Origin of the sequence: Weissella viridescens (assembly GCF_001437355.1) — a bacterium.
In the GTDB taxonomy this organism is placed as follows: Bacteria; Bacillota; Bacilli; order Lactobacillales; family Lactobacillaceae; genus Weissella; species Weissella viridescens.
This window is the reverse complement of the sequence record NZ_JQBM01000002.1, coordinates 15,798-39,348: the sequence shown is the minus strand read 5'-3', so window position 1 is coordinate 39,348 and position 23,551 is coordinate 15,798. Positions and strand designations below refer to the sequence as shown.

Here is a 23,551-nt window from a genome sequence, read left to right as displayed (position 1 = left end):
TAAAAAGCGCAAGGTCTGAGGCCCTGCGCTTTTTATTTTCTATCTGCTACTCGCAGATAATATATGGCCAACGAAATTGATGTATTTAATAATAACTCAGCTTCAGCTGCATCAATATTTACTATCTTAGTTCTACCATGTGCATCACTATCCTTATTTCTTAATTCACTAATACTATCCACTAACTTATTTAACGAAGACACCATATTTCTAACTCTTGAATTCCAGTCGTCAGAATATTTCATATTTAATAATTCCGACACCTTACTTTGATATTCCTTCAAATTTGGACTTTTAGAATAGCTTTTACCAGCACCATCTAATATTTGCCGAAAAATTGATTCTAATATTGTCTTTGATTTTGTTACTACACTAGCAAAATCCCCATTTTTTAAATCCTTTTCACCGTTATCCAAAACATTCTGAACAAAATCATTAGTAATTATATTTTTTGGTACTTCAATTTTGGGTGTCTCAGTTAGGTAGATAATTTCAATAAAACTCCCATGATCGAATAGCTTATAACCCGAAAAGAATAGTTGATTATTTAAATCCGCCAATGCATCATGTCTTAATGATCTATAAATTTGTTCCGTCGACATTTTTTCATAAGGGTTAATTTCAAAATTTGCATCTTTTGCATTTTCTATTCTATCTTTCAAAGCAACTTTTGAAACTAAATCAGCAAGAAACACCTCTGTTTTATCGAGACGAGCCATCTCTTGTAGAAGTTTCTCCATCAACTGCCATCTTGATTTCATCCCAACTTCTTTCGGCATAACTGCCCCAAACTTTTTACCTTTACCAAGGATTGACTGTCCTGATAAATACGGAAAGGTCCCTCTATCCCCATTTAGTATTTCTTCAATCTCTTTTGTTTGTAGTAAGTCAAAATTTTTTTCTCCCACAACAATGGCCCCACTCCCACATCATTTTTAGTCACATATTTGTAAAGTAAACATCCATATAGACCTTTCCATCGTGAAATGGTTTATATGGATGTTCATCATTCATGTCATACCGCCCTCTAAAATAAACATTTACTCTCTCTCCTGTACCAAGATACTTCTTAATCAGATTAGCATTCAATCTCTCCACCAATTTTAAATTAGCAAATATAGTTTTCGGAAAGTCATCAGATTTAATCATCAGTATTTCATTATTCTTTGACATTTTTTCCAACTTACCAGTTCCATAAAAAATATGTATGCTTTTTGAACTTGAATTATTTAAATCGTTTGCCTCTTTAAATAGTTCATTAAGAGTCATTTTTTCTCCACTAGCATTAATAATTGTACTTTCATTTTGTATTTTTGGATTATCATATAGTTCAACAAAGCTTGCTAATGAATATAAATTTGCTTTCTTTGAAGTTTTAGTTGGCGAATTTATCTGTGTGTTTTTACTTCTAGTGACATTCATCATTGATGAATTAATACTCTCATCAATAATATTTGAAATTGCCTTTTCTTTAGATACACACATATTAATTTCATTTCCAGTTTGGATCAAATTTGTAGCCATATCTGATTCTTTTTTTATCTGAGATTTTCGTTCAACACTATCAATTTTTGGACAATCTAAGTAGTGTAGTACGTTTCTATCCGTAGGGGTAAAATAACATCGTTTGATATTTGAGGGGTTCTTTCCCCAATTAATACAAGTTAGTTTAACTCCACAACCATTGCACAAAAACTTACGCTTATCGGTCAATTGACCAAGGTGTGACTTTTCTTGTGCACATCTTGCTGAAATTTCTTCATTTTGTTCTATTGAAAACGCTGAATCAACCATTCTAATACCTCTTTTCGAATTATTATAGCATTTTTAATTTTTTTCAAAAACTAAATGCTCAATAAACAAAGTCAATAATTTCCTCTAAAGGGTACTGAATACAATTATCAGCTACGCTACTATAATTATTTGATTATTTTTAAGCCCATCTCTATTCGTAATCGATGAGAACACAAAAAAGCTGTTCCCGAAAAATCGGAAACAGCTTTTATTTTATATAAGATTAAATCTTACCACCAACCGTTAGCTTGACGGAATGAGATGGCGTTTGAAACTGAACCGTAACGTGAAGTTGCGTAGTTAACCATACCCTTAGTTTGTTGTGCAACTGAACCAGTTCCCCAACCTTCCTTAGTTTGACCTAATCCACGGTAACCGTTTGGTGAAACGGCGCTAGGGTTTCCACCTGATTCTGGGCGAACGATTGTGTTCCACATTGCATCAGTTCCACCATTGGCGATGAATTGTGCGTAAGTTGAACCTGAAGCGGCTGGAGCAGCAGCTTGTTGTGCTGGAGCAGCGGCAACAGCAGGTGCAGCGGCTTGCTTAGGAGCAGCAACTTGTGCAGGTGCTTGTTGTACAGCAGGTGCAACTGGGGCAGCAGCTTGTTGTACAGGTGCTTGAACAGCAGCTTGTGCTGGAGCAGCGGCAACAGCAGTTGCTTGTCCTTCAGTTTCAAGAACATCACCAGCATAGATCATGTGGATGTTCTTGATGTCGTTGATTGAGGCCAAGTTTTCAACAGTTGTGTTGTGAGCTTGTGCGATTGCAGCAAGTGTGTCACCTGACTTAACAGTAACTTGATCAGCAGAAGCAATTCCAGTAGCACCCAATAATCCGGCAGCAGCAGCAGTTGTCATAATGATTGTTTGTTTGATATTCATCGAAATAAATCTCCTCTGTGTTTTATACGTTTATAATTTATATTTTTTAGTTTTTGTTGGTCGCTCTTAACGACAAGGAATACTATACCGTGATTAAAGCTCTGTAGAATATCATACATATAACGTTTCGTTACAAATGTTGCATAGTTACGACATATAAAACGAGTAAAACGTTTCAAAACGTGTTTATATGTACACTTAGCGCCTGTAATATAAATCAGGGAATTTGACTAAAAAAAAACAAATCATTTTGAAAAAAGATTTGTTTTTGGTTATATTCGACTTTTTTTACAATTTTAATTACAACAGCGCAACAGCGTTACGTTATAAATATACTGTTTTATTAACTTATTTGGCCTATATTTAACACTTTCCACTTAAAAGTTATAATCATGCCAAAAAAACAACATCATTTAGCTTTTTTAATGAGTGTCATATTTCCCCTTTATATAGAAGAAACTTTTCATTTTTAGTTCAACAAATTCATTTCGACTCCACTAGAAGTCTATCTATAGCTATTATTTTATTACTTAGCTACATTTTGTTCATGTGCAATCAACCATTCTTTCATGAGCATTCCTCCACGATAACCTGAGCCTTGCTTGCTTTTTGAGACCACACGATGACATGGCACAACAATCAGAACTGGATTTTTCCCCACTGCATTACCCACAGCTTGAGCTGCACGCGGGCGGCCAAGCTTATCTGCAATATCCTGATACGTGACAACACTTCCAAAAGGAATGCCACGTAACACGTCCCAGACGGCTTCTTGAAATGGAGTCCCCGTAATATCAAGTTTTACTGCCGATAAATCTCCATTTCCTTCAAGATAGTGCTTAAGTTGACACATAACCGTTCGGTTTTTATGTTGATCTAAGACCAAGTCAGCTGTTGGATAGAAGCGCTGCAGTTCTTCGAGGCCTGCATTTGGCGAACCCACAAATGCCAAGCCGTCATCAGTAGACGCAACTAAATAGGTCTGTGATTCAAAAACAACTTGGTCATAGTATAATTTTGGAGTCATTTTCAACCTTCTTTCCTTAAGTTACGGGTTAAAAGCGCTAGGATTTGAATACATATCTATTATAATATAGTACAATTTCAGTAATGTGTATCGTGAAAGGACCCAATAATGGCACGCAAACCAAATTCACCTTATAACTTTAAAAATACCGATGTAGCTGTTGATAATGACAGTTTAATTCAAATTGGAAAAAATATGGGTACGAACGTATCTAAAACCGACATTAGTGGTTTCCCTGCTGAAAAGCGAGACGTCAAGCAGATTATGGATGTCCGCAACTCTCTTCTCATAAAGGATCTACTGCAAACAAAACGTGAACGCATGTCGAAATCCGACTTTGCATTTTTCCGTGGTACCGTAGATATTATGAATTATGACTTGGATAAACATCCAAACAGTAATATTCATGTTCTGATTGGTGGTGATGCACACTTGGGTAATTTCGGGTTCTACGGATCTCCCGAAGGACAATTACTTTTCGATATGAATGATTTTGATGAATCACGAATGGGCTTTTGGGAATACGATCTGAAACGGTTCCTTGTTAGTTGCCTGCTCGTGGCAAAGCAACAAGACCTGGAGATGAAGAAAGTAAACAAGTTTCTCATTAAAGTCGTTGATACGTACCGTGATACTTTGATCCACATGTCTGAGCTACCAGCACTTCAAAAATTTTATTTACCAAGTACGTTGGATAACTTAACCCAAATTTTCGGTAAGTTAGAAGAGTCTTCTGAGAGCTTTGAAGCATCGTTTGATAAATTGGTCCAAAAGAGTGTTAAAAAGGCTTTGCGTAGTGATTCTAACTACGCTGTCAAAAAATACACTGAAATCCGTGATGATGGTACACGTCGTTTTATTGAAAATGCACCCGTGACCATCCATATTAATTCGGCCGATTATCAGAAAATTACCGATGGCTATTTAAATTATCGCTCGAACTCTCGCAGTGATGTCCGTCTCTTCTTGGAAGATTTCCATATTATCGACATTGTACGACACAGTGTTGGTGTTGGTAGCGTAGGTACACTATGTTACTTAATGCTGCTCGAAGATGCTGACAACAATCATTTAGTACTTCAAATTAAGCAAGCACTCCCTATTTATCAAGACTCGAATATCTATCGAAGTCATCATCATACGCAAGGTGAAAACATCGTCGATAGTCAGTTGATTCTACAAAGTGCCTCGGATACGTTCCTAGGTTACTTTGATACCGACGAACATAGTTTTTATGTCCGTCAATTTAAGGATATGAAAGGGTCAATCAACCTGGAAAAGCTCGATTGGTCCGCCTATCAGGACTACATCTTGATTTGTGTCATCTTATTGGCGCGTGCCCACAGCCAATCTCCCACTTTCCCTATGATTATTGGTTATCTACAAAGTCATGACTGGATGAGTAAGTCCTTCGTTGATTTTGCTAATAATTATCTCCAACAAGTCGAATATGATTATGAAACATTTACTGAGGAGTAGCTTATGAAAGATATTTATGCAGGCGAATTTTATAACCGTGATTTAAGTTGGCTGCTTTTTAATCGTCGTGTGATTAATCTATCAACCAATCCTGACACCCCTTTGCTTGAAAGACTTAATTTTCTAGCCATTGGTTCAAATAATTTGGATGAGTTCTACAATGTCCGCATCCCCAGCATTGAAGATCAGATTAGCTTAGGTCGCGATGGCATTGATCCTAAGTCTGGCTTAACACCACAAGAGTTATTGACCCAAATTCACGTTCGAAACAGTAAAAACATTTCACAACAATATGATAGTTTATATCAGATTCTTTCAATTTTTAATGAACACAAACTATTTAGTTTAAATCCATACGATCAATTAAGTACAGATGAGCAAGAGACTGCGAATCATTATTTCCATCAACGCATTTTACCCTTCTTAAATGTTGTTACCTATGATAATTTACATAGTCGTCCTGAAATTAAAGATGGTACGTTGATTATTGCGGTCCGCTTGGCGGATACAGCGCCAAATGCGATTCGTCTGATTCCTATTCCGCCAAAGCTCAGTCGGTTAGTCCGTCTTCAACATACCGAATTGGACCAATTTGTCTTACTTGAAGACTTGATTCGGCACAATTTCTCGGAAATTTTCCCGGACCATGAAATTGAGGAATCATTGACTTTCCGTATTACACGCGATAAAGATGTCGATATGGAAATTGATATGGATGATGAAAATTCAGAAGGTACCATCGCTAATATGGAACGCTACTTAGCCGCCCGTGAACGTGGTAACACGACCCGAGTCGAAATTGAAGCCCATGAAGCAAGTCCTCAAGCTCAACTATTCCAACAATTAGTGAAGCTCACACACGTCCGTGAGACAGGAATCTATAACATTCCCGGCCCTTTGGATTTAACTTTCCTATTCCAATTTGAAAAAATCTATGGAAAAAAACATCCTGAGTTAACTTACACCCCGTTTGCCGGGCGTGAATGGACCCAAAACAAGCCTATGCTTGATTACCTTAATCACCAAGACTTGCTACTTCAATATCCTTATGATAATTTCGATCAATTTCTCACTTTCCTTCAAGAGGCGGTAAATGATCCTCATACTGTTACGATTAAACAAACCATTTACCGTGTTGCCGATAACTCCAAGGTTGTTGAGCTCTTAAAAGAAGCGGCAGCTAAAGGTATTCATGTTTCCGTCATCGTTGAGTTACGGGCCCGTTTTGATGAGGAACACAACCTCGACATCGTAGAGGAACTTGAAGATGCTGGTTGTTTCGTATACTTCGGTAAGGAGCATATGAAGGTGCATAGCAAGACATGTCTTGTTTTAAAAAACGACGGATCACATCCCACCGGTTATGTGCATATCGGTACCGGTAACTATAATGAAAAGACCGCTAACCAATTCGTTGATTTGAATCTCTTTTCAAGTAACCCGGCCTATGTCAAAGATCTATCTCGATTCTTCAACTATCTTGAAACGGATGACGCACAACCACCGCACTATGAAACCGTGGCTGCATCCCCTCACCGAATTGAAGATATGGTTATTCAAAATATTAAGCATGTCACCGAACGTTATCAAGCCACCGGTCAAGGCCATGTTTTCTTAAAAACGAATGCCTTAACTGACCAAGAAGTGATTGAGGCAATTTATGACGCGGCAAAGGTAGGCGTTCCATTCCGTATCATCGTTAGAGGTGCTTGTTGTTTGAAGTTGGGCGTCTGTGGTGATAAGGAAGACATCACTGTTACAAGTATCATTGGTGAATTGTTGGAACACAATCGTATTTATGCGTTCTTTTCAGATGAAGAACCAAGTTTGTGGATCTCATCAGCTGACTTAATGACAAGAAACATGGATAACCGTGTCGAATTAGCTGCGCCAATTCTGGATGCAACAATTCGCCAACAGTTACTTAATATCATTGAAGTTTACAGCCAAGATGACGTCGATGGATCGTTCTTAAACCTAGATGGACGCTACTTTAAGCATGACGTTCCAAATGGTAAATCCGCACAGCAAACATTTATCCGTGAGATTACTGATGAACATTCACCTGTGAATGCTCCTGTTCCACGTGAAACAATTTCTTCAAGTACATCACCTAAATCATTATCCGCACAATTAAAGTATGCTCGTATTTTGAACATGGCATTAGCTTTGCTCGTACTAGCACTGTTACTGCTACTTATCTTTAAATAAAAAAACTGACTAAGTAAGCACTTAAAAACCCATGTGTCTGGGACACATGGGTTTTATTGTTTGATTTATTATGATAAGAATTTCGTTAACCAGTCGGCACCATAAACTAATGCTGCACTATAAGCAATGATAGTTGCTGGTTTACAAAGTAGGATGATTAACGTAAACTCACGCCAAGTCATCTTTGTTAGACTCGTTAATAGAACTAGGGCATCGTCAGGGGCCGCAGGTGCCAAGATAAGTAGCGCAAACGTAATGTGCCAGCCTCGACCATCAAGTTTATCCATATACTTATCAAGTGTCTTTTCACTCACGAATACATCAATGATTTTATGCCCATATCGTCGACCAAGGCCAAACAAAATTAATGATCCAACAACAATTCCGACATAGTTATAGATAAATCCCCACAGCGGACCAAAAATAACGACGCCGACTGCTAGTGAAATTCAGCCAGGTATAATTGGGATTACCACTTGAATAATTTGGATGAAAACAAAAACAATTGGCGCCCAAATCCCACAACTTTCGACCAGACGCCTTAACACTTTAGGGTCTGTGAACGCACCGATACGATATAGCCAAATAGCAAGAACGACCATCACAAGCAATCCTGCATATGAAATATAATTAATAATTCGACGCTTTGTTTTTAAGGTCATCATTTCGCCCCCTATCATATGTTGAGTATCATCATTTAATCTTTAAATAATCATAAAAGACAACACTTTGTGAAATTCAACCTAACAAGCTGTTCTATATTTGTTAAAATATAGAGATTAGGAGAAATAATATATGTACAATGACAACGGAAAAACCGTAGAATTAACAAGTATTCAGAGTATTACATTCTTACTAGCAGGTTTACTATTAAATGCGATTGGAAACGGACTAACCGTGGCCACAAATATGGGATCTGCTCCATGGACCGCAGCTGCGGCCAATCTAGCGAACGTTACCCAACTACCAATTGATATCTTCTTATTCGGCTTCGGATTTATCGCTGCTGTGGCTGTTATCTTTATTTTACACGATTTTGATGCAGGCCGTTTCTTTAGAAACTTAGCCTTTGTGTTCATCTTCAGTGTCGTGATTGGCGCGACAGCCACTGGATTCAAGTCTATTGGCGTTGGCCACCTACACTACTGGCCTCGTTTAATTCTCGATATCTTAGGTATCACCATGATTGGAATGGGTATTTCAGTCACACAACGTTTGGCTAAGTTTTTGCATCCATTAGATGACTTGACCAACGTCACACGTTTCAAGTACTTCCATGGTAATGTCGTTATCGCACAGACACTAAACTTTGCAATTCCGATGACCATCTCATTATTAATCTGGCTCTTTACGCACAAGCTAGTTGCCGTTAACATCGGAACCCTATTCTCATTCTTCTGCCAAGGCTTTGTGATTTCACGTGCTGATAAGCTACTGATTCCGCATCTTGTGCACCGGAAGGAATTGTAATGTGTTACTGAATCCGTTTAACGATGGATTCTTTTTTATTGCTCAAAGGAGTCAAATATGAAAACATACGCCATTTATGGAAATAAAAACGAAGGCTTATACACTGAGCCATGGTCAAAAGTTCAACCATTAACGAAAACTAAGCCCGCCCCTAAGTTCAAAGGGTTTACCACAAAACAAGAAGCACAGGCTTGGTTAGATGCCCAACGTCAAACCAACCGCCAATATGACACCGCCTATGATGGTAGTTTCAAAGCAGATCCGAATCGGTTCTACATCTTTACTGATGGAGGTAACCGTAACACCGGTAATCACGCTGGTGGTCATGTTAAGGCAAGCGATAAGGCGGCTTGGGCGATTGCCATCTATTCCGGTGCTAATTTAACCAAGGCCGTTTACACAGATGCTAAGGGATACTTAGGACGTACCAACAACGAGATGGAACTTCTAGCCCTGATTAACGCATTATTACAAGCACAAAGAACTGAAACCCCAGTTACAATTGTCAGTGACTCGAAGTACGTCTTAGATGGTGTTACCAACTGGATGTACAATTGGCAAGCTAGCGGATGGAAAAAGCAGAGCGGTGAGATTGCCAACCTCACTGCCTGGCAACAAATCTACGAATTGGTTCAACAACTAGGCAATCGTCTAGCGTTCATTTGGGTAAAAGGTCACGCTACCAGTCAAGGTAACATTTTAGTAGACCAATTACTTAACGAAGCTATGGATGCACTCTAAAATTGTAAAAAAGCCCCGTCTAATGACGGGGCTTTTATTTTGAATAGATTGTGAATGAATATACAGACCTTGTCGCGTCACTAGTGGTTATGTAAATCAATATTTTTTGGAGGCGAACAAAAAACTAAGCCTGCTTAACTTTTAGCCACCACACTTTGTGAAAAACAAAACATATTCATTAAAAAAAGACCCTAATCACAATGGACCAGGGTTTATTTTATTAAGTTTATCCAATCATAATTTCTTCAGTTGGATATTGGTGATGCATTGGCTGTTGATGAATGTTTAGTACCGAGAACATAACCGTGTAGATTCCAACACGACCAATGAACATAACAAACATAATCACGATTTTACCGATGACTGTTAAATGCGGTGTAAGTCCAAGCGAGAAGCCGGCCGTTGAGAACGCCGCAATTACTTCAAAGGTGATATATTCTATTCCAAATCCATGTGGGATTGTTTCTGTTTGCGTCAAAATTAGTGTTGCAAAGAGAACGAAGCCAATTGAAACAACTGCTAACATCAATGCTTTAATCACGTTTTTTTGACTAATTTGGCGATCACGGAAGTTCACATGGTCTTGACCACGTAATGTAGCCACCGATTGCAACCATAGAATTCCCAGAGTTGTTGTCTTAATTCCACCAGACGTTGAACCTGGTGTCCCACCAATAAACATGAGCACCATCAAGATAAGGAGCCCTCCTGTTGATATTGTCGACATTGGGATAACTTCAAATCCGGCCGTGCGTGGCACGATCGAAAGGAACAACGTGTCTAAAATCCGATCCCAGAGGTTAACGCCGGTCAGATGATTCAAACAGCGTTCAGTAATCATAAAGCCGATAAAACCAAACAAAATTAACCAGCCCGACGTGACCAAAGATAGTCGGGTATGCAGACTCAAGCGACGATGATGTTTACCATATGACAAGAGGTCACGCCAAACTAGGAAGCCGAGCGAACCTGCCAAAATTAATAACATCCATACAATAAGAACGTAAGCATCATTTTTAAACATGGACACTGGTTGCGCGAAAAATGTGAAACCCGCATTTCCAAAGGCAGAAATTGAGTGCGCAACACTAAAATAAATTCCTTTGCCCACTCCAAATCTTGGAATAAAGTCAAAGGATAAGAGCAAGGCTCCGGCAACCTGAATAATTGCCGATAGCGAGAACACATATGTCAGCATAACTTTAACATCAGCTAAGTTTCGCAGATTCAGTGCATCTTGCATGAGTAGCCGCGCTTTTAAATCAATTTTTTGCCGTGTAATCGTTAAAAGCAACACGGTGAAGGTCATGAACCCCAACGCCCCCACTTCAATCATCAATAAAATCACAATTTGACCAAAGTAGGACCATGTATTGGCGGTGTTCAAAGTTGTCAGACCTGTAATAGCCGTTGCTGAAACGGCTGTGAATAAAGCATCAATAAAAGACACACGAATACCATGTTGGTGTGCCATAGGTGTCATTAACAAAAGCGTCCCAGTGGCAATAATTACCAAAAATCCGAAGGTTAAAATCTGAGGCGGTGTAAGTCGATCAAGAAATTTTTTCATAATTAAGTTAGTCCCCACTTCTTCATACATTATACCGAAGTTTTCCAAAAGTTATACACACGATTTGGGGAAAACTTGTGGAAAAGTAAATTTCACAACTTCTACCTGTGGATAACTTGTTGATAACTAAGTGAGTTATACCCCTAATCCGTTCAAAGATGGGGAAAAGTTAGCTGTGGATAAGTCTGGGGAAACACTTGTACTTTGCAAAAAGCCCGCAGTATCGGCTTTGATTTTAGTTAATTAGCTTAAAACTAACATAATTTGTGTATAAATCTGTTTTCTGAGAAAACAAGCACAATATGTTCGGTTTTATAGTGATTTTATTCTTTTTTGCATACTGAACATCGTTTTTTAACCACAATAAGCGAACGTTCGATGATAAAAGTTGATCCATTTTTGGTGTTAACTTCTGCCTAGCAAAATTATACTGTGGAAAACTGTTGATAAGTGGAAAACTTGTTGGCAACTACCTAAATTATGATAAGCTATAAGTACGTATTTAATCACTTTTCACCAGTTTATCCACAGGTTACAATGTAATTGTGTATAACTCATAGATATACACACAGGCGAACACGATAAACACTGACATATAGCCGATTGTTACGATTTATGACAAGCATTTGTTCGTGTGGAAAACGTGTTTAAATCACAATTATTAACAAGTTATCCACATTTATTAACAAAGCAAAAAAAATATAAAGATTTTTATAAGACGAGGGCCGAAATGAATATCAAAATTGTATGTGTTGGAAAGTTAAAAGAGAAATATTTGAAAGCGGGTATCGATGAATACGCCAAACGCTTACAAAAGTTCGGAAAATTTGAAATCGTAGAAGTTCCAGACGAAAAAGCGCCCGAACAATTGTCGCAAGCACAAATGGATCAGGTTATGGAAAAGGAAGGCGAACGTATCTTGAGCAAAATCAAGGATCGTGAGTATGTCTTTGCCCTCGCTATCCTTGGTAAAGAACGCACTAGTGAAGACCTTGCATCCGAAATCGCTGATTTAGCGGTTCACGGTACCTCTGACATTACATTCGTCATTGGTGGGTCTCTTGGACTAGCCCCAGCAGTCTTGAAGCGTGCGAACACGCAAATTAGTTTTGGACGCTTTACACTGCCGCACCAATTGATGCGCTTGGTGCTGACTGAACAAATTTACCGTGCCTTCATGATTAATGAAGGATCACCCTATCATAAGTAAAAAAGAGTGAAACATCTAAGATGTTTCACTCTTTTTTAATTTTTAGGCTTTGCTTGGCTCTTTATAAACAGAAATCAATAGTAAAATAATTACTTGTGAGTTTCTCACAGAACATCATATATTTGTGTAATAGTATCCTTTTTAATATTGTAAACGTCAAAATTAATAACAAAAGCTCTTAGTGATACTATTTGAATCAATTTTTATAAATGTTATATTTATATGTATCGAATACATATATTGAACAGGTGAAAATTAATGGAAACAGAAAACGCACAAAGTAACTCAGATAACAATACGGATAAACTTATTTCAGACCTAAACCTCAGTTTGGAGCGAACAACTAAACTAATAGAACGTTCGGATACTAAAGCGTCAATCATGATTACTGCGTTAAGTATTATATTTGGAATTATCTTTCGAGATAGTTTTATTAAGATAGCCAAGAAAATAGTCAAACATAATTTAGAAACCCGTTCATTTTGGAATATATTATATTTACTTATATCCCTTGCTGCAATACTAGGACTTTTTATTGGGCTCACTTACTTAATTACCACATTAATTCCCAGACTAAATAAAAAGTACACAGAAGAAACCTCCTCTGGTGATGACTCAATTTATTTTTTCGATTCAGTAAGCAATATGGCATTTAATGATTTCACCAAGTTGTATAAATCAACAATAGATGACTCACAAAAACAAATTCTACAAATAGAAAAACAACTCTATATTAACTCTGAGATTGCCTCTCAGAAGTATCATTTTTTGAAGCGAGGAATTTTCATTTCATTTACTAGCATTCTCAGCCTAATTATTCTCTTTGTAATTGGTTTGGTTATGCTTAAAATGAAATAGCACCTATTCTCATAAAATTGAACAAGAAAAACCCCACCCATTTGATTTTTGGGTGGGGTTTTCGATCTATCGATTAAAAGTCTAATTTAGAGTTAATTGAGCCGTTAAATCTTCTAAACCCTCAACTTATCTAGTACCACGACTAATACTTAACAACAGAATCAGTAAAATTGTATAAATTTTCCAAATCAACTAACTGATGATTACAGTTTTCCGAATGACGACAAATATAATTGCCACGTTTTACGTAGTTACCATTAGCCCCACGCTGCTTAACCTTCGTAGAAAACAACGATACATTCCCAATGGTATGACAAACAGCACACAAACCATTAACTACTTGTACATCAAAGTCACCAATAACACCAAATAATTGACCTTCAGAATTGGGTAAAATTAAAAACTTTTTTGCATTCCCTGTATCATTGACACCTAGATATGAGGTTTCGTATAAATCAAATTCACTTTGCTCAAAATCAGGTACTTTTTTATATTTCTTAAATAACTTGCCAATTTGTTTTGTACTAGGCATAGCAAAAGGCACGACTAGCGTTTCGATTCCTAATAGGAACTTATCAGCTTTTTGATGCGAACACGATATCTCATCAACTGCCTGGACTAAATGCTTCCATTCATCAGTCTGTTCAATTCCATATTGAACGCCTAAGGCGAACGTATCATTTTTAATAGTGGTCACTACATTTTTATCATTAACTGACTTGTATACACTTATTAATTCGTGAATTTTATTTTTTAAATTTACATATTCATTTGGTTTAATCATTTTTTGTCCTTTATTTTGCTTGCGATACAACATTAAACAAAATAAAAGAAGCCTGTTGAGCTTGCACTCTCATCACCCTCTTCTCTTTACTAAAGTAACGAGGAGTATAACAATATCCCTTAAAAAATGTCAAGAAAGTTAACCATTTCATGCTAACAACCAAAAAACCGGAAGCCCCACAATGGAGCTTCCGGTTTTTCATTATTAATTTTTAGCTTTGCGCTTCTGCCAAACGGTATAACCGAACAGCATCAAAGCAAAGTAGATAATCGTTGCAATCACAGAAATCTGTGTTGATTTGTTGAACACCATAACCACCAAGACAGCGACGAAGAATAAGATCGTGGCATAACTTGAAAGTGGGAAGAATGGCATCTTGTACGATGACTTAGCACTATCCTTGGTCTTACGGTACTTAATGTGCGTAACCATAATAATGATCCAAACAAAGATAAAGCTCATCGTGGCAACTCCCGTAATTAAGACGAAAATCTTAGATGGGAAGAAGAAATTCAAGATAACGACTGCTAAGAAAATTCCAGCAGAGGCAAGCATACCGTTCACAGGTACATCTTGCTTTGACAACTTGGCAAACATCTTTGGTGCTTGCTTGTTCTCACCCAGAATGTACAAAGTTCGTGACGTTGAGAAGATGGCTGAGTTGGCTGCTGACATCGCAGACGTCAAAACCACAAAGTTAACGAAATCCGCTGCTGCAGGCAAACCGATTCCAGCAAAGACTTGCACAAATGGTGATTGGCTTGGGTTCAATTGGTTCCATGGGAAGATCGACATGATAACAATCATTGATCCGACATAGAACAACGCAATTCGAACAGGCACAGCGTGAATTGCCTTTGGCAAGTCAACTTCAGGGTGCTTTGTCTCACCAGCTGTTAGCCCCACCATTTCAATTCCAGTAAAGGCAAAGATAACCATTGGAAAGGCCAAGATAAATCCACCCCAGCCAGTCGCAAAGAATCCGCCATGACTAACTAAGTTGCTAAATGATGCCGTTGTTCCGTGTGTTTGGAAGCCAGTCGCAATCATCCAGAGTCCCACCACAATTAGCGCCAAAATCGCAAATATTTTCACACTCGCAAAAGCCGATTCGAGCTCCCCGAACAATCCAACGTTAATCAGATTGGCCAGGATTAAAATCCCCACCACAATCAGTGGCGTCACCCATTGCGGTAGCTGTGGGAACCAAAACCGCATGTATATTCCGGTCGCGGTTAAGTCTGCCATCGCCAGACTGGCCCAACTTAACCAATATGCCCATCCAATCGCAAATTCCCAGCGTTCTCCGAGATACTCACGCACGAAATCAATGAATGAACGTAGTTTTGTATTTGATAATAGTAGTTCCCCGACTGCTCGCATCATTAAGTAAGCAAAGAAACCAGTCACAGCATACGCTAGAATTAGCGCTGGCCCCGCCGTCCGAATGGCCTCTCCTGATCCTAAGAACAGTCCCGTTCCAATTGCCCCACCTATGGCAATCATCTGCACATGGCGGGATGTTAAGCCGCGTGATAACTCACGTTTTTCTTCCTGTTGCTCCATCATAATACCTCCGTATGCATAAGGACAAAAAAAGCCCCTATGCCAAATTTTGAATTTGACATAGGGACGTTAATTAACGCGGTTCCACCCTATTTCTCAACCTAGGTTGAGCAACTTAATTCCAAGATTATTGTCTTGATCTCCCAAAGTTCCACTTAGTCCTTTAATTTGCTCTTTTCCACCATCCGAGCTCTCTGCCTATTCTTTTAAATTAAATAGAGACTAATCTGCTTTGTTCACTGACTATTCACAATAAAAATTTATATTATCAGCAAAACATGACAAAGTCAATACAGACTACTTCGTCTTATCCAATGCCTCATCCAACCTTTGGACATCGCTATGCTTACCAATCACCGTGATAATGTCACCGATTTGTACGGTTGTATCGACTTCTGGGGATATTGTAATATCGCCCTGTGACTTGATTGAAACCACTGTCAAACCATATTTTCCTTGAATATCCAACTCAGCAATGGTCTGGTTAGAAAACTTCAAGTTAGCTACCTTAATTTCAGCAAAGGCCGTCGCATCCCCCAAATCAACGAAACTCAACACGTTTGGTGAAATCAATTGTTCCGCCAAACGTTGCGCCATTTCGGTCTCAGGGCGCACGACTTGATCTGCACCAACCTTATCAAGCACACGCGCATGCAATTTGTTTTCGGCTTTGGCAATCACATTGTGCACGCCCAAATCCTTAAGCAAAATCGTCGTCAAAATTGAAGCCTGTTGATTGTGCCCGATACATACCACCACGTGATCAAAACTCGTCAAATCCAATTCAACGAGCGCTTCTTCTTCTTGCGCGTCAGCAATCACGGCGTGTGTTGCGACTTCCATGTAGTCCTCAACTCGCTCGGGATCTTTATCAATCGCCAGTACTTCTTGATTGGCGTTGATTAATGCTTCTAATAACGAACTTCCGAAACGTCCCAAGCCAATAATGGCATATGTCTGTTGCATAGCTTTCTCCTTAACCTTCAATTACGTTATCTTATTTTAACACCAACCTGGTTTGAAAAACGCAAATTAATAGAATCCTGCCAGAATCAATTCAAAAAACATATTCCATTGCCTTAATTGCACCTTAAATCGCTGTTATTTTGGACTTTTTTGGCATATAATAATAAATGACAAATTAATGAATATGTTCAATTTTATAAATATATCATCCAAGGAGTAGAAGACGAACCATGAAACAAAGAAATAAATTATTTTTGCTATTTTCAAGTGCTGTTTTAGGTTCAACACTCGCAATCGCAATCCCCCAAAATACATCAACTATCTCAGCTGAAACGGTTGCCGCTCAACCAGCAGCTGTAAATCAAAGCGCACCTTACGCTAATGGTGTTTACCCTAACACGCCTGTGAATTACTACAAATCTGGCACACAATTGACTTCAACCATGGCTCAGTTCATGAAGCCTGAAGCAACTGTTACCATCGATGGCGCCAACGCAACTCTTTCTTTCCCTGCTAAGAGTAAGTCCAGTGCAGATATGGTAAAAAAGTTTACAGTTAACGGTAAGCCAACGGTCCGAAAGGGAAACGCTTTTGAAGTAATTGTGCCATCAACTTCAATCAACGGCGTTCTTAAGGGTTATGTTGGAATTGTGGCGGACATAGGTGAAGACGAACCATTCCAAGAGAAGCAACCCGTTGATATCCAAATCAATACAAGTAGCATTAAAAAGGCCGAGGCGCCTAAACCTGAAAATCCTAAAACTGACCAACAAAAAAAGGCCGAACAAGAGTCTGAAAATCGTCGTAAGGAACAACAAAAGCAGGAAGAAAAGAAACAACAAGCTGAACGAGAGTCTGAAAATCGTCGTAAGGAACAACAACAAAAAGCTGACGATCGAAAAAGAGCACAGGAACGAGAACAAGATCGTAAGTCTGGTAATCCCGCTAATAAACAGGATATCGTCGATTACACAGCCAACTACAAAAACAAAACTACTGGTAAACGATCTACCATGGCTAAATTCATGTCAACTAAAGCCACAATGTATTACAAAGGTGGACATCAATACATTGTGATCAGTGCAAATAGTCCCGCTTCTGCTAATATGATTAAAGATATGAAATTAAACGGTCATGGCTATTTCAAGAAAAGTGGCAATGAATTTTACTTTAACCTAGGTACGAAAGAAATTTCAAAACGTGGCAGCGTTACATTCGATGGAAAAGTTAGTGTTTCAACTCGGTTATCAAGTGGCGAAAAATTTACTGAGAACCCTGAATTCACGTTGACTTTGACTAATCCAAAAATCCGTAAGAGGGATGCTTCTTCGTTGCGTACCGGTTCCGGTTCAATTGGAAAGCCAGTTCCATCAGCTAATACCAACAAAAGCAATGGAGCATCTGGCGGTAGTGTCGCTGTCGCCAAAAACAGTTACTACAATTACTCTGCCCACTTCCTAAAGCAAGGAACTAGTGAGAGTTCTGTCATGGCTAACTATATGCTTAACGCTGCTCACGTTGAAATCAAGGGTAACAATGCCATAATTACAGTCTTTGCCAATAGTGCTAGTTCAGCCAACATGATTACGCACATGACCCTTGGTGGTCAGACTGCTAGTCGTTCAGGTAATGGTTACACGGTCACTTTGCCTAAGTCTGAACTTGAATCAGTCATTGCTGGACATGTGGACGTCGATGTTCCTGGTGTCATCCATGAATCACAACCATTCTCACTTCGTCTAACACCTGGATTCAGTGGTACGCCATCTGCTGGTGGTGATAGTTCTTCAGCCGAAGGCGCAATGGGCGGTAATGCGTTCCCAATGGGATCAGCCTCAAACTTGAATGCAGCCAATGCTAATAGTCTTGCTGCAGCAAAGAAGGCCGCTGATAATGCTAAAAAGAATGGCGCCAAAAACGGTGATAACATCAAAAATCCTGATGCAACGGCCCAAGATAAAGATAAAGAAAAGTCAGACATGAACAAGACCTTCCTTTCAATTGGTGGGATTATCTCAGCCGTCTTAGGCTACATTGGTACAACCCTTGGTTGGAATATCTTTAGAGGATAGGTGGCTACACAAATGCATAAAAAATTAATCATCAGCCTCGCTCTGGCATTTATTGCGCTCTTCGCATTACCCATATCTGTGAATGCGGATACGCAAACAGTGCCATTAGCTGTGCTTAAAGATGGTACAAACGATACGTCATATGCCGCATCATATTTTGCGCATTCGGCGAACGTCACTTCTGACGATAACGGTATTTATACCATTACTTCAACTGTGACAACCAGTAAAAAGCTCGGGGATTATCCGGTACAGATTCTTAGTATTGATGGGGCTCCAGCCAACGTTAGCAGGGCGGACAACGGTGATTCACAAACAATTACCTACTCATATCAAACAAAAGATTTGAGTGAACGTCACGCCGCGGTCATTAAAGTCGATGTGAACAACATTAACTACCACCATACTTACAATGTTGGTTTGCAATTAGATGCAAGTTCCATCAAACAAGATGAACCTGCAAAATCTTCATCCGCATCATCACAAGCGGATAGCAGTAGTTCAAGTGCTGGTGAAAGTAGTGAAACTAGCAGTTCTTCAGAACAACAATCAAGCCAGTCAAGCAAGTCTAGTCAACCTGATGTGTCTAGCTCAAGTGACGACAACACAGATGATAAATCCCACATGTTCAAACAAGTGGGGGCTGTCGTTGCTGGGGGCTTAGGCATTGGTATCTTAGCTGCTATTGGTACAATCTGGTATACCACAAGGAAGAAATAACATGTCAAAAAAACAAATTCGTCTCTTGTCACTTTGTTTTGTCCTTTTGCTTATTTTAGCTGGGGGCTGGTTATGGCTAGCCTTTAGCCAAAGCAATGCCAGTGATAATGCAAAGTCATATAAGCGTGTCGTTACCACAACCAATGCGCAAACCCAGGTCTTTGATCAATTGGGGATTAAGCAGGTTGTCGGTGTTGCCACGCCAGGTGAAAAGCAAAGTGTGCCAAAACGCTATAAGGACTTACCTCAGGTGGGTAATCACGTCTCACCAAATATTGAAAAAATCGTTTCATTAAAGCCAGATGCTGTTTATGTCGATCAAGCGTTAGTTGATGATTATCAAAAGAAGTTATCAAGCGACAACATTCACACTGAAATTTTAAATTTCAAAACAGTTGCTGATTTACAAAACAGCATTACTAGTCTTGGTAAGACCTACAATAAGCCTGTCAAGGCTGCTGAATTGAAGCATAAGCTTGATTTGAAGGATACTTCTACGAAGAAGCATCCTAAGGTTTTGCTTTTGATGGGGATGCCTGGTGGGTCATTCCTAGCTGGAACCAAGTACAGCTATGTTGGTGATTTAATTGAGCGTGCTGGCGGAAAAGTTGTCACAACAAGCAGTTCTAAGAGTGACTATGTTCAACCAAACACTGAACAAATTGCTAAGGAACAACCTGATGTGATTATCACAATGGCGCACGCCATGGATCAAAGTGTTTTTGATAGTTTCAAGACAGAGTTCAAGTCTGACAGTTGGAAAAACATCAAGGCTGTTAAGGAGAACCATGTCTACCAAGCTAAAGAACCAACCTTCAGCATGACTGCCAACATGAATGCTCCAAAAGCCTTTAAGCAAATTCAAACTTGGCTTGCTGATGCAGACAAAAATTAAAAAGGAGACCACGTTATGCATAAAGCATACAACGTGATCCTAGCAGCCGCCCTTATCATCAGTATTGGGGCGGCTTTGCTGTTAGGAAGCACGCACTTATCACTCACGGCTTTGCTACAAGGTCATTCTGATGCTTGGCAACTTGCCATTAACTACCGTTTTCCACGCATTATTGTCGCTGTCGTTGGTGGCGCCATGATTGGGATGAGTGGCATCTTATTGCAACTTGTGCTACGCAATCACTTAGTTGATGCTTCAATTTTAGGCATTATGAATGGTTCACAGTTTTTAACTTTATGTATTATTGTGATGCTACCATTTTTGACGAATGCCAATGTTATAATTGCTGGAATTTGTGGGGTTATTTTACTTCTCATTTGGCGTCTATGCATTCTGAAGCAACGCTCAACAATGCAACTTATCTTGGTTGGAATCGCCACAGCCATGACTTTTCAGTCACTAACACAATTAACGACTACTGGTTTCGGCGTTCCGTTGCCCTCATTAAGCACTGTTACCTGGTCCCAAACCTGGCAACTGCTCGTTATGTTGGTCATCGGAATCATGCTGTTAATTCTAGTCTGGCCCAACTTAAAGTATTTCGCACTAAATTCAGAGCAATTACGCTTACTGAAGGTCCCGGAATCACGCATGCTTTACCTCGTCTTAGCGATTGTTGGGCTCTGGTCTGGGGCCGTTACTGGTCTACTAGGCGTGATTTTCTTCTTAGGGGCAGTCTTACCCCAAATCTCTCGTTTAATGGCCCCACAGGCAAAAGCACAAGCACTCTTCCTCCCAACTAGTTTGTGGGGGAGTCTCTTGTTGCTAAATGCCGATACCATTGCGCGAACAGTGGTTGCGCCGACTGAACTGCCAGCTAGTGCGGTCTTACTTGCTATCAGTGGCCCACTCTTCATTTTGCTTTTAATTAAGGGAGGCCGTTAACATGTTGACTTTAGATCACATTTCTTACGCCATTGGCAACAAAACAATTTTCAACGATGCGAGTGCTGAACTAATTGATCATGAGATTACTTGTTTAATCGGCCCTAATGGCATCGGAAAATCAACGCTATTTAATCTAATTACACAATCAATTCAGCCCGAGAGTGGCCAGATTATTGGCATCCCCGATAAAATTGCACTATTAGCACAGAAAAATGAATTGTTTGAACCGTTGGCTGTACGTGCATTATTAACCATTCAACGTGACACACTTGATGAAGAAGTCTTGAATCTCTTACAACTCAAACAACTTTTGGATCGACCAATTGAAAAACTTTCTGGTGGGCAACGTCAACTGGTCTGGTTAGGGTATGTTTTACACCAAGAACCTGATTTACTTCTATTAGACGAACCAACAACTTACTTAGATTTGTACTACCAGCAAATTTTCCTAAAGGCACTGACAACTTTACAAGCCCAACGTGGCTTCACAGTGCTCATGATTTTACATGATTTAACACAGGCTTTTAGTAACAGCCAAAATATTTGGTTAATTGATGCCAATAAACAACTGATTACGGGAAGTGTCACTGAATTAATGGACGAAACTTTACTGTCAGAGACGTTTAAGTTACCACTTTCAATTGTGGAACATGCTGGGCAACGTTTAATTATTCCTGAACTTTAAAAAAGACGCCAACTGGCGTTTTTTTTGTTCAACTTTTTTTAAAATCTGCCAAAAAAAGACCCACGGTTTAAAACCGTGGGTCTTATTTAATGACCATTATTCAAAAAAATGTTTCCATTGCTCATTAATAGCGGTCTTTTTGTCGCTATTATCCCAGAATGGAACCTTGACCACACCTGAAACCTTGCTTCCATCCACAAATCCCCAGTAACGAGAATCATTTGAGACAGAGCGATGATCACCAAGCACAAAGTACTTGCCTGCAGGAACCTTGACTGGCTTAGCTTGTTGCCATTCCATGCGTGTTCCCAATTGCTTCAAGCTACTCCAGTTACCAATATTAACTGGCCCCGGATTGTTTGTTGCATATTGTTGGCTCTCAGAAATATAGTCTTGGTTAATTTTCTTACCGTTGACCTTAATTTCGCCATTCGTTGCGCTAATTGTGTCGCCAGGAACACCAATAACACGCTTCACGTACTTCTTGCTTTCGGTAACTGAGGGATCTTCACCCTGCGCATCAAAAACAATGACGCTACCACGTCGAACTTTACCATTCACAAATTGAACAACACGTTCATTGTTTGAAAGGTTTGGTGCCATTGACGTTCCATCAACACGTACAAAGCTCACGATGAAGTGCGTAACACCCCATGCAATCAGCAAACCAACTGCAATCGGAATGATCCAAGATAAAATACTTTTAATGATTTTCATATGTGACTCCTTCTTTACATCACTTCATTTTAACATAATAGACCGATTAACTGTTTTAGACCTTAAAAAAAGGACTAGTTTTTTAAAAACCAGTCCTTTTTTTAACTAATTGATGCTTATTTCTTTGATCGCTTGGCCTTTTTAATAGCCCGTTCACGTGCTTTTTCAGCCGCTTTCTTTGCCTCACGTTGTTCACGTAACTTAATTGGGTTTTGCAATGTCCAAGTTTGAGCCACTTGGAACGCATTGGAAACTACCCAGTAAAGTGACAAAACAGATGGCACATTAATCGCAAAGATGAAAATCATCACTGGCATCATAAAGGTCATTGTCGTTGTCATCGTGTTTCGCTCTGGCTGTCCCATCATCACAATGTATGAAGATAGGAAAGTAAAGGCAGCCGCTAAGATAGGCAAGATGAAGTATGGATCACGTTCACCCAATTGTACCCACAAGAATGTTCCGTGTTGCAAGACCTTTGTTGTTTGAATGGCTGAATATAGCGCCATCAAAATTGGTAATTGCACAATCAATGGAATAAAACTTGCAAATGGATTTACACCCGCTTCTTTGTACAATGCTTTTTGCTCTGCTTGCAAAGCCATCATAGAATCTTGATCCTTTGACTTATACTTCTTTTGCAAAGCTTGCAGTTGAGGTGAAATTTCTTGCATCTTAATGGTAGATTCGGTTTGATGTACCATCAATGGCAAAATCAATAGTCGAATCAAAATGGTGAAGGCAATAATTCCTAAACCATAATTATTCCCCAACCATGCCGACACACCTAAAATAGAACGCGAAACAGCGCCAACAATGACTCCGCTCCACAATCCTGAACCTGAACCAACCGGCCCATTGTAGGTAACGCCAGCAATTACCATAATAATTAACGCGATAATAGCGACTGGGAAAGAACGCATATACAAAAACTTCTTTAGGGTATCTTTCATA

The 23,551-nt window shown here is 39.2% G+C and carries 21 protein-coding genes and 1 pseudogene; 11 read left to right on the top strand and 11 right to left on the bottom strand.

Annotated elements, in window-relative coordinates; all coding sequences use genetic code 11:
• Positions 1 to 32: 32 nt before the first annotated feature.
• The 4 genes from IV50_RS02720 to IV50_RS02705 form a co-directional block, all read right to left on the bottom strand.
• The gene (locus IV50_RS02720) at positions 33 to 908 is read right to left on the bottom strand and encodes an abortive infection family protein (RefSeq protein WP_057744741.1); all 876 of its coding nucleotides are present in this window, start codon (positions 906 to 908) and stop codon (positions 33 to 35) included.
• Positions 909 to 939: 31 nt separating this feature from the next.
• Positions 940 to 1,794, bottom strand: a complete 855-nt coding sequence (locus IV50_RS02715) for a hypothetical protein (protein ID WP_057744738.1) — start codon at positions 1,792 to 1,794, stop codon at positions 940 to 942.
• 230 nt (positions 1,795 to 2,024) lie between these two features.
• Positions 2,025 to 2,678 carry a LysM peptidoglycan-binding domain-containing protein gene (locus tag IV50_RS02710; RefSeq protein WP_057744737.1) on the bottom strand — a complete coding sequence of 218 codons (654 nt, stop codon included), beginning with the start codon at positions 2,676 to 2,678 and terminating at the stop codon, positions 2,025 to 2,027.
• 526 nt (positions 2,679 to 3,204) lie between these two features.
• Complete coding sequence (locus IV50_RS02705; RefSeq protein ID WP_069201668.1) at positions 3,205 to 3,705, bottom strand: methylated-DNA--[protein]-cysteine S-methyltransferase; 501 nt, start codon at positions 3,703 to 3,705, stop codon at positions 3,205 to 3,207.
• A gap of 108 nt (positions 3,706 to 3,813) precedes the next feature.
• On the opposite strand from IV50_RS02705, the gene IV50_RS02700 reads away from it, so the two are divergent.
• A complete protein-coding gene (locus IV50_RS02700; protein ID WP_057744735.1) occupies positions 3,814 to 5,184 on the top strand; it encodes a DUF2252 domain-containing protein in 1,371 nt (456 codons plus the stop codon).
• A gap of 3 nt (positions 5,185 to 5,187) precedes the next feature.
• Entirely contained in the window at positions 5,188 to 7,395 is a 2,208-nt protein-coding gene (gene ppk1, locus IV50_RS02695; protein ID WP_069201667.1) for a polyphosphate kinase 1, read from the top strand.
• A 68-nt stretch (positions 7,396 to 7,463) separates the two neighbouring features.
• Here the strand turns inward: ppk1 and IV50_RS02690 are convergent.
• Positions 7,464 to 8,057: pseudogene (locus tag IV50_RS02690) on the bottom strand (TVP38/TMEM64 family protein).
• A 133-nt stretch (positions 8,058 to 8,190) separates the two neighbouring features.
• Between IV50_RS02690 and IV50_RS02685 the strand changes: the two are divergent.
• Together IV50_RS02685 and IV50_RS02680 are read left to right on the top strand one after the other, a co-directional pair.
• Positions 8,191 to 8,865 (top strand): DUF6198 family protein, encoded by a 675-nt coding sequence (locus tag IV50_RS02685; protein WP_057744731.1) that lies wholly within the window; start codon positions 8,191 to 8,193, stop codon positions 8,863 to 8,865.
• A gap of 57 nt (positions 8,866 to 8,922) precedes the next feature.
• Positions 8,923 to 9,606, top strand: coding sequence for a ribonuclease H family protein (locus IV50_RS02680; RefSeq protein WP_057744728.1), 684 nt, complete (start codon positions 8,923 to 8,925; stop codon positions 9,604 to 9,606).
• Positions 9,607 to 9,832: 226 nt separating this feature from the next.
• Here IV50_RS02680 and IV50_RS02675 read toward each other — a convergent pair whose 3' ends face one another.
• On the bottom strand, positions 9,833 to 11,176 hold the full coding sequence (locus IV50_RS02675) for a TrkH family potassium uptake protein (protein WP_057745922.1): 1,344 nt from the start codon (positions 11,174 to 11,176) through the stop codon (positions 9,833 to 9,835).
• Positions 11,177 to 11,906: 730 nt separating this feature from the next.
• On the opposite strand from IV50_RS02675, the gene rlmH reads away from it, so the two are divergent.
• Entirely contained in the window at positions 11,907 to 12,386 is a 480-nt protein-coding gene (gene rlmH, locus IV50_RS02670) for a 23S rRNA (pseudouridine(1915)-N(3))-methyltransferase RlmH (RefSeq protein ID WP_057744725.1), read from the top strand.
• Between the two features lie 258 nt (positions 12,387 to 12,644).
• Positions 12,645 to 13,244: a Pycsar system effector family protein gene (locus tag IV50_RS02665; RefSeq protein ID WP_057744722.1), complete on the top strand. Its 600-nt coding sequence runs from the start codon at positions 12,645 to 12,647 to the stop codon at positions 13,242 to 13,244.
• 142 nt (positions 13,245 to 13,386) lie between these two features.
• Here IV50_RS02665 and IV50_RS02660 read toward each other — a convergent pair whose 3' ends face one another.
• The 3 genes from IV50_RS02660 to IV50_RS02650 all read right to left on the bottom strand — a co-directional run bounded on the left by IV50_RS02660 (position 13,387) and on the right by IV50_RS02650 (position 16,560).
• On the bottom strand, positions 13,387 to 14,028 hold the full coding sequence (locus tag IV50_RS02660; RefSeq protein ID WP_162259498.1) for a FusB/FusC family EF-G-binding protein: 642 nt from the start codon (positions 14,026 to 14,028) through the stop codon (positions 13,387 to 13,389).
• Positions 14,029 to 14,232: 204 nt separating this feature from the next.
• Positions 14,233 to 15,594 (bottom strand): amino acid permease, encoded by a 1,362-nt coding sequence (locus tag IV50_RS02655; RefSeq protein WP_057744717.1) that lies wholly within the window; start codon positions 15,592 to 15,594, stop codon positions 14,233 to 14,235.
• 297 nt (positions 15,595 to 15,891) lie between these two features.
• Positions 15,892 to 16,560, bottom strand: a complete 669-nt coding sequence (locus IV50_RS02650; protein WP_057744714.1) for a potassium channel family protein — start codon at positions 16,558 to 16,560, stop codon at positions 15,892 to 15,894.
• A gap of 230 nt (positions 16,561 to 16,790) precedes the next feature.
• Here IV50_RS02650 and IV50_RS02645 point away from each other — a divergent pair, with 230 nt between their 5' ends.
• The 5 genes from IV50_RS02645 to IV50_RS02625 are packed head-to-tail and all read left to right on the top strand — an operon-like array spanning position 16,791 to position 21,880.
• Positions 16,791 to 18,632, top strand: a complete 1,842-nt coding sequence (locus tag IV50_RS02645) for a hypothetical protein (RefSeq protein ID WP_057744711.1) — start codon at positions 16,791 to 16,793, stop codon at positions 18,630 to 18,632.
• A gap of 12 nt (positions 18,633 to 18,644) precedes the next feature.
• Positions 18,645 to 19,352, top strand: coding sequence for an NEAT domain-containing protein (locus tag IV50_RS02640; protein WP_141324946.1), 708 nt, complete (start codon positions 18,645 to 18,647; stop codon positions 19,350 to 19,352).
• Position 19,353: 1 nt separating this feature from the next.
• Complete coding sequence (locus IV50_RS02635; RefSeq protein WP_057744704.1) at positions 19,354 to 20,247, top strand: ABC transporter substrate-binding protein; 894 nt, start codon at positions 19,354 to 19,356, stop codon at positions 20,245 to 20,247.
• Between the two features lie 15 nt (positions 20,248 to 20,262).
• Positions 20,263 to 21,192 carry a FecCD family ABC transporter permease gene (locus IV50_RS02630; protein WP_057744702.1) on the top strand — a complete coding sequence of 310 codons (930 nt, stop codon included), beginning with the start codon at positions 20,263 to 20,265 and terminating at the stop codon, positions 21,190 to 21,192.
• A 1-nt stretch (position 21,193) separates the two neighbouring features.
• On the top strand, positions 21,194 to 21,880 hold the full coding sequence (locus IV50_RS02625; protein WP_057744699.1) for an ABC transporter ATP-binding protein: 687 nt from the start codon (positions 21,194 to 21,196) through the stop codon (positions 21,878 to 21,880).
• A 96-nt stretch (positions 21,881 to 21,976) separates the two neighbouring features.
• Here IV50_RS02625 and lepB read toward each other — a convergent pair whose 3' ends face one another.
• Both lepB and yidC read right to left on the bottom strand, forming a co-directional pair.
• Positions 21,977 to 22,597: a signal peptidase I gene (gene lepB / locus IV50_RS02620; RefSeq protein WP_057744696.1), complete on the bottom strand. Its 621-nt coding sequence runs from the start codon at positions 22,595 to 22,597 to the stop codon at positions 21,977 to 21,979.
• Positions 22,598 to 22,713: 116 nt separating this feature from the next.
• Entirely contained in the window at positions 22,714 to 23,550 is an 837-nt protein-coding gene (gene yidC / locus IV50_RS02615) for a membrane protein insertase YidC (RefSeq protein ID WP_169790318.1), read from the bottom strand.
• Position 23,551: the final 1 nt, after the last annotated feature.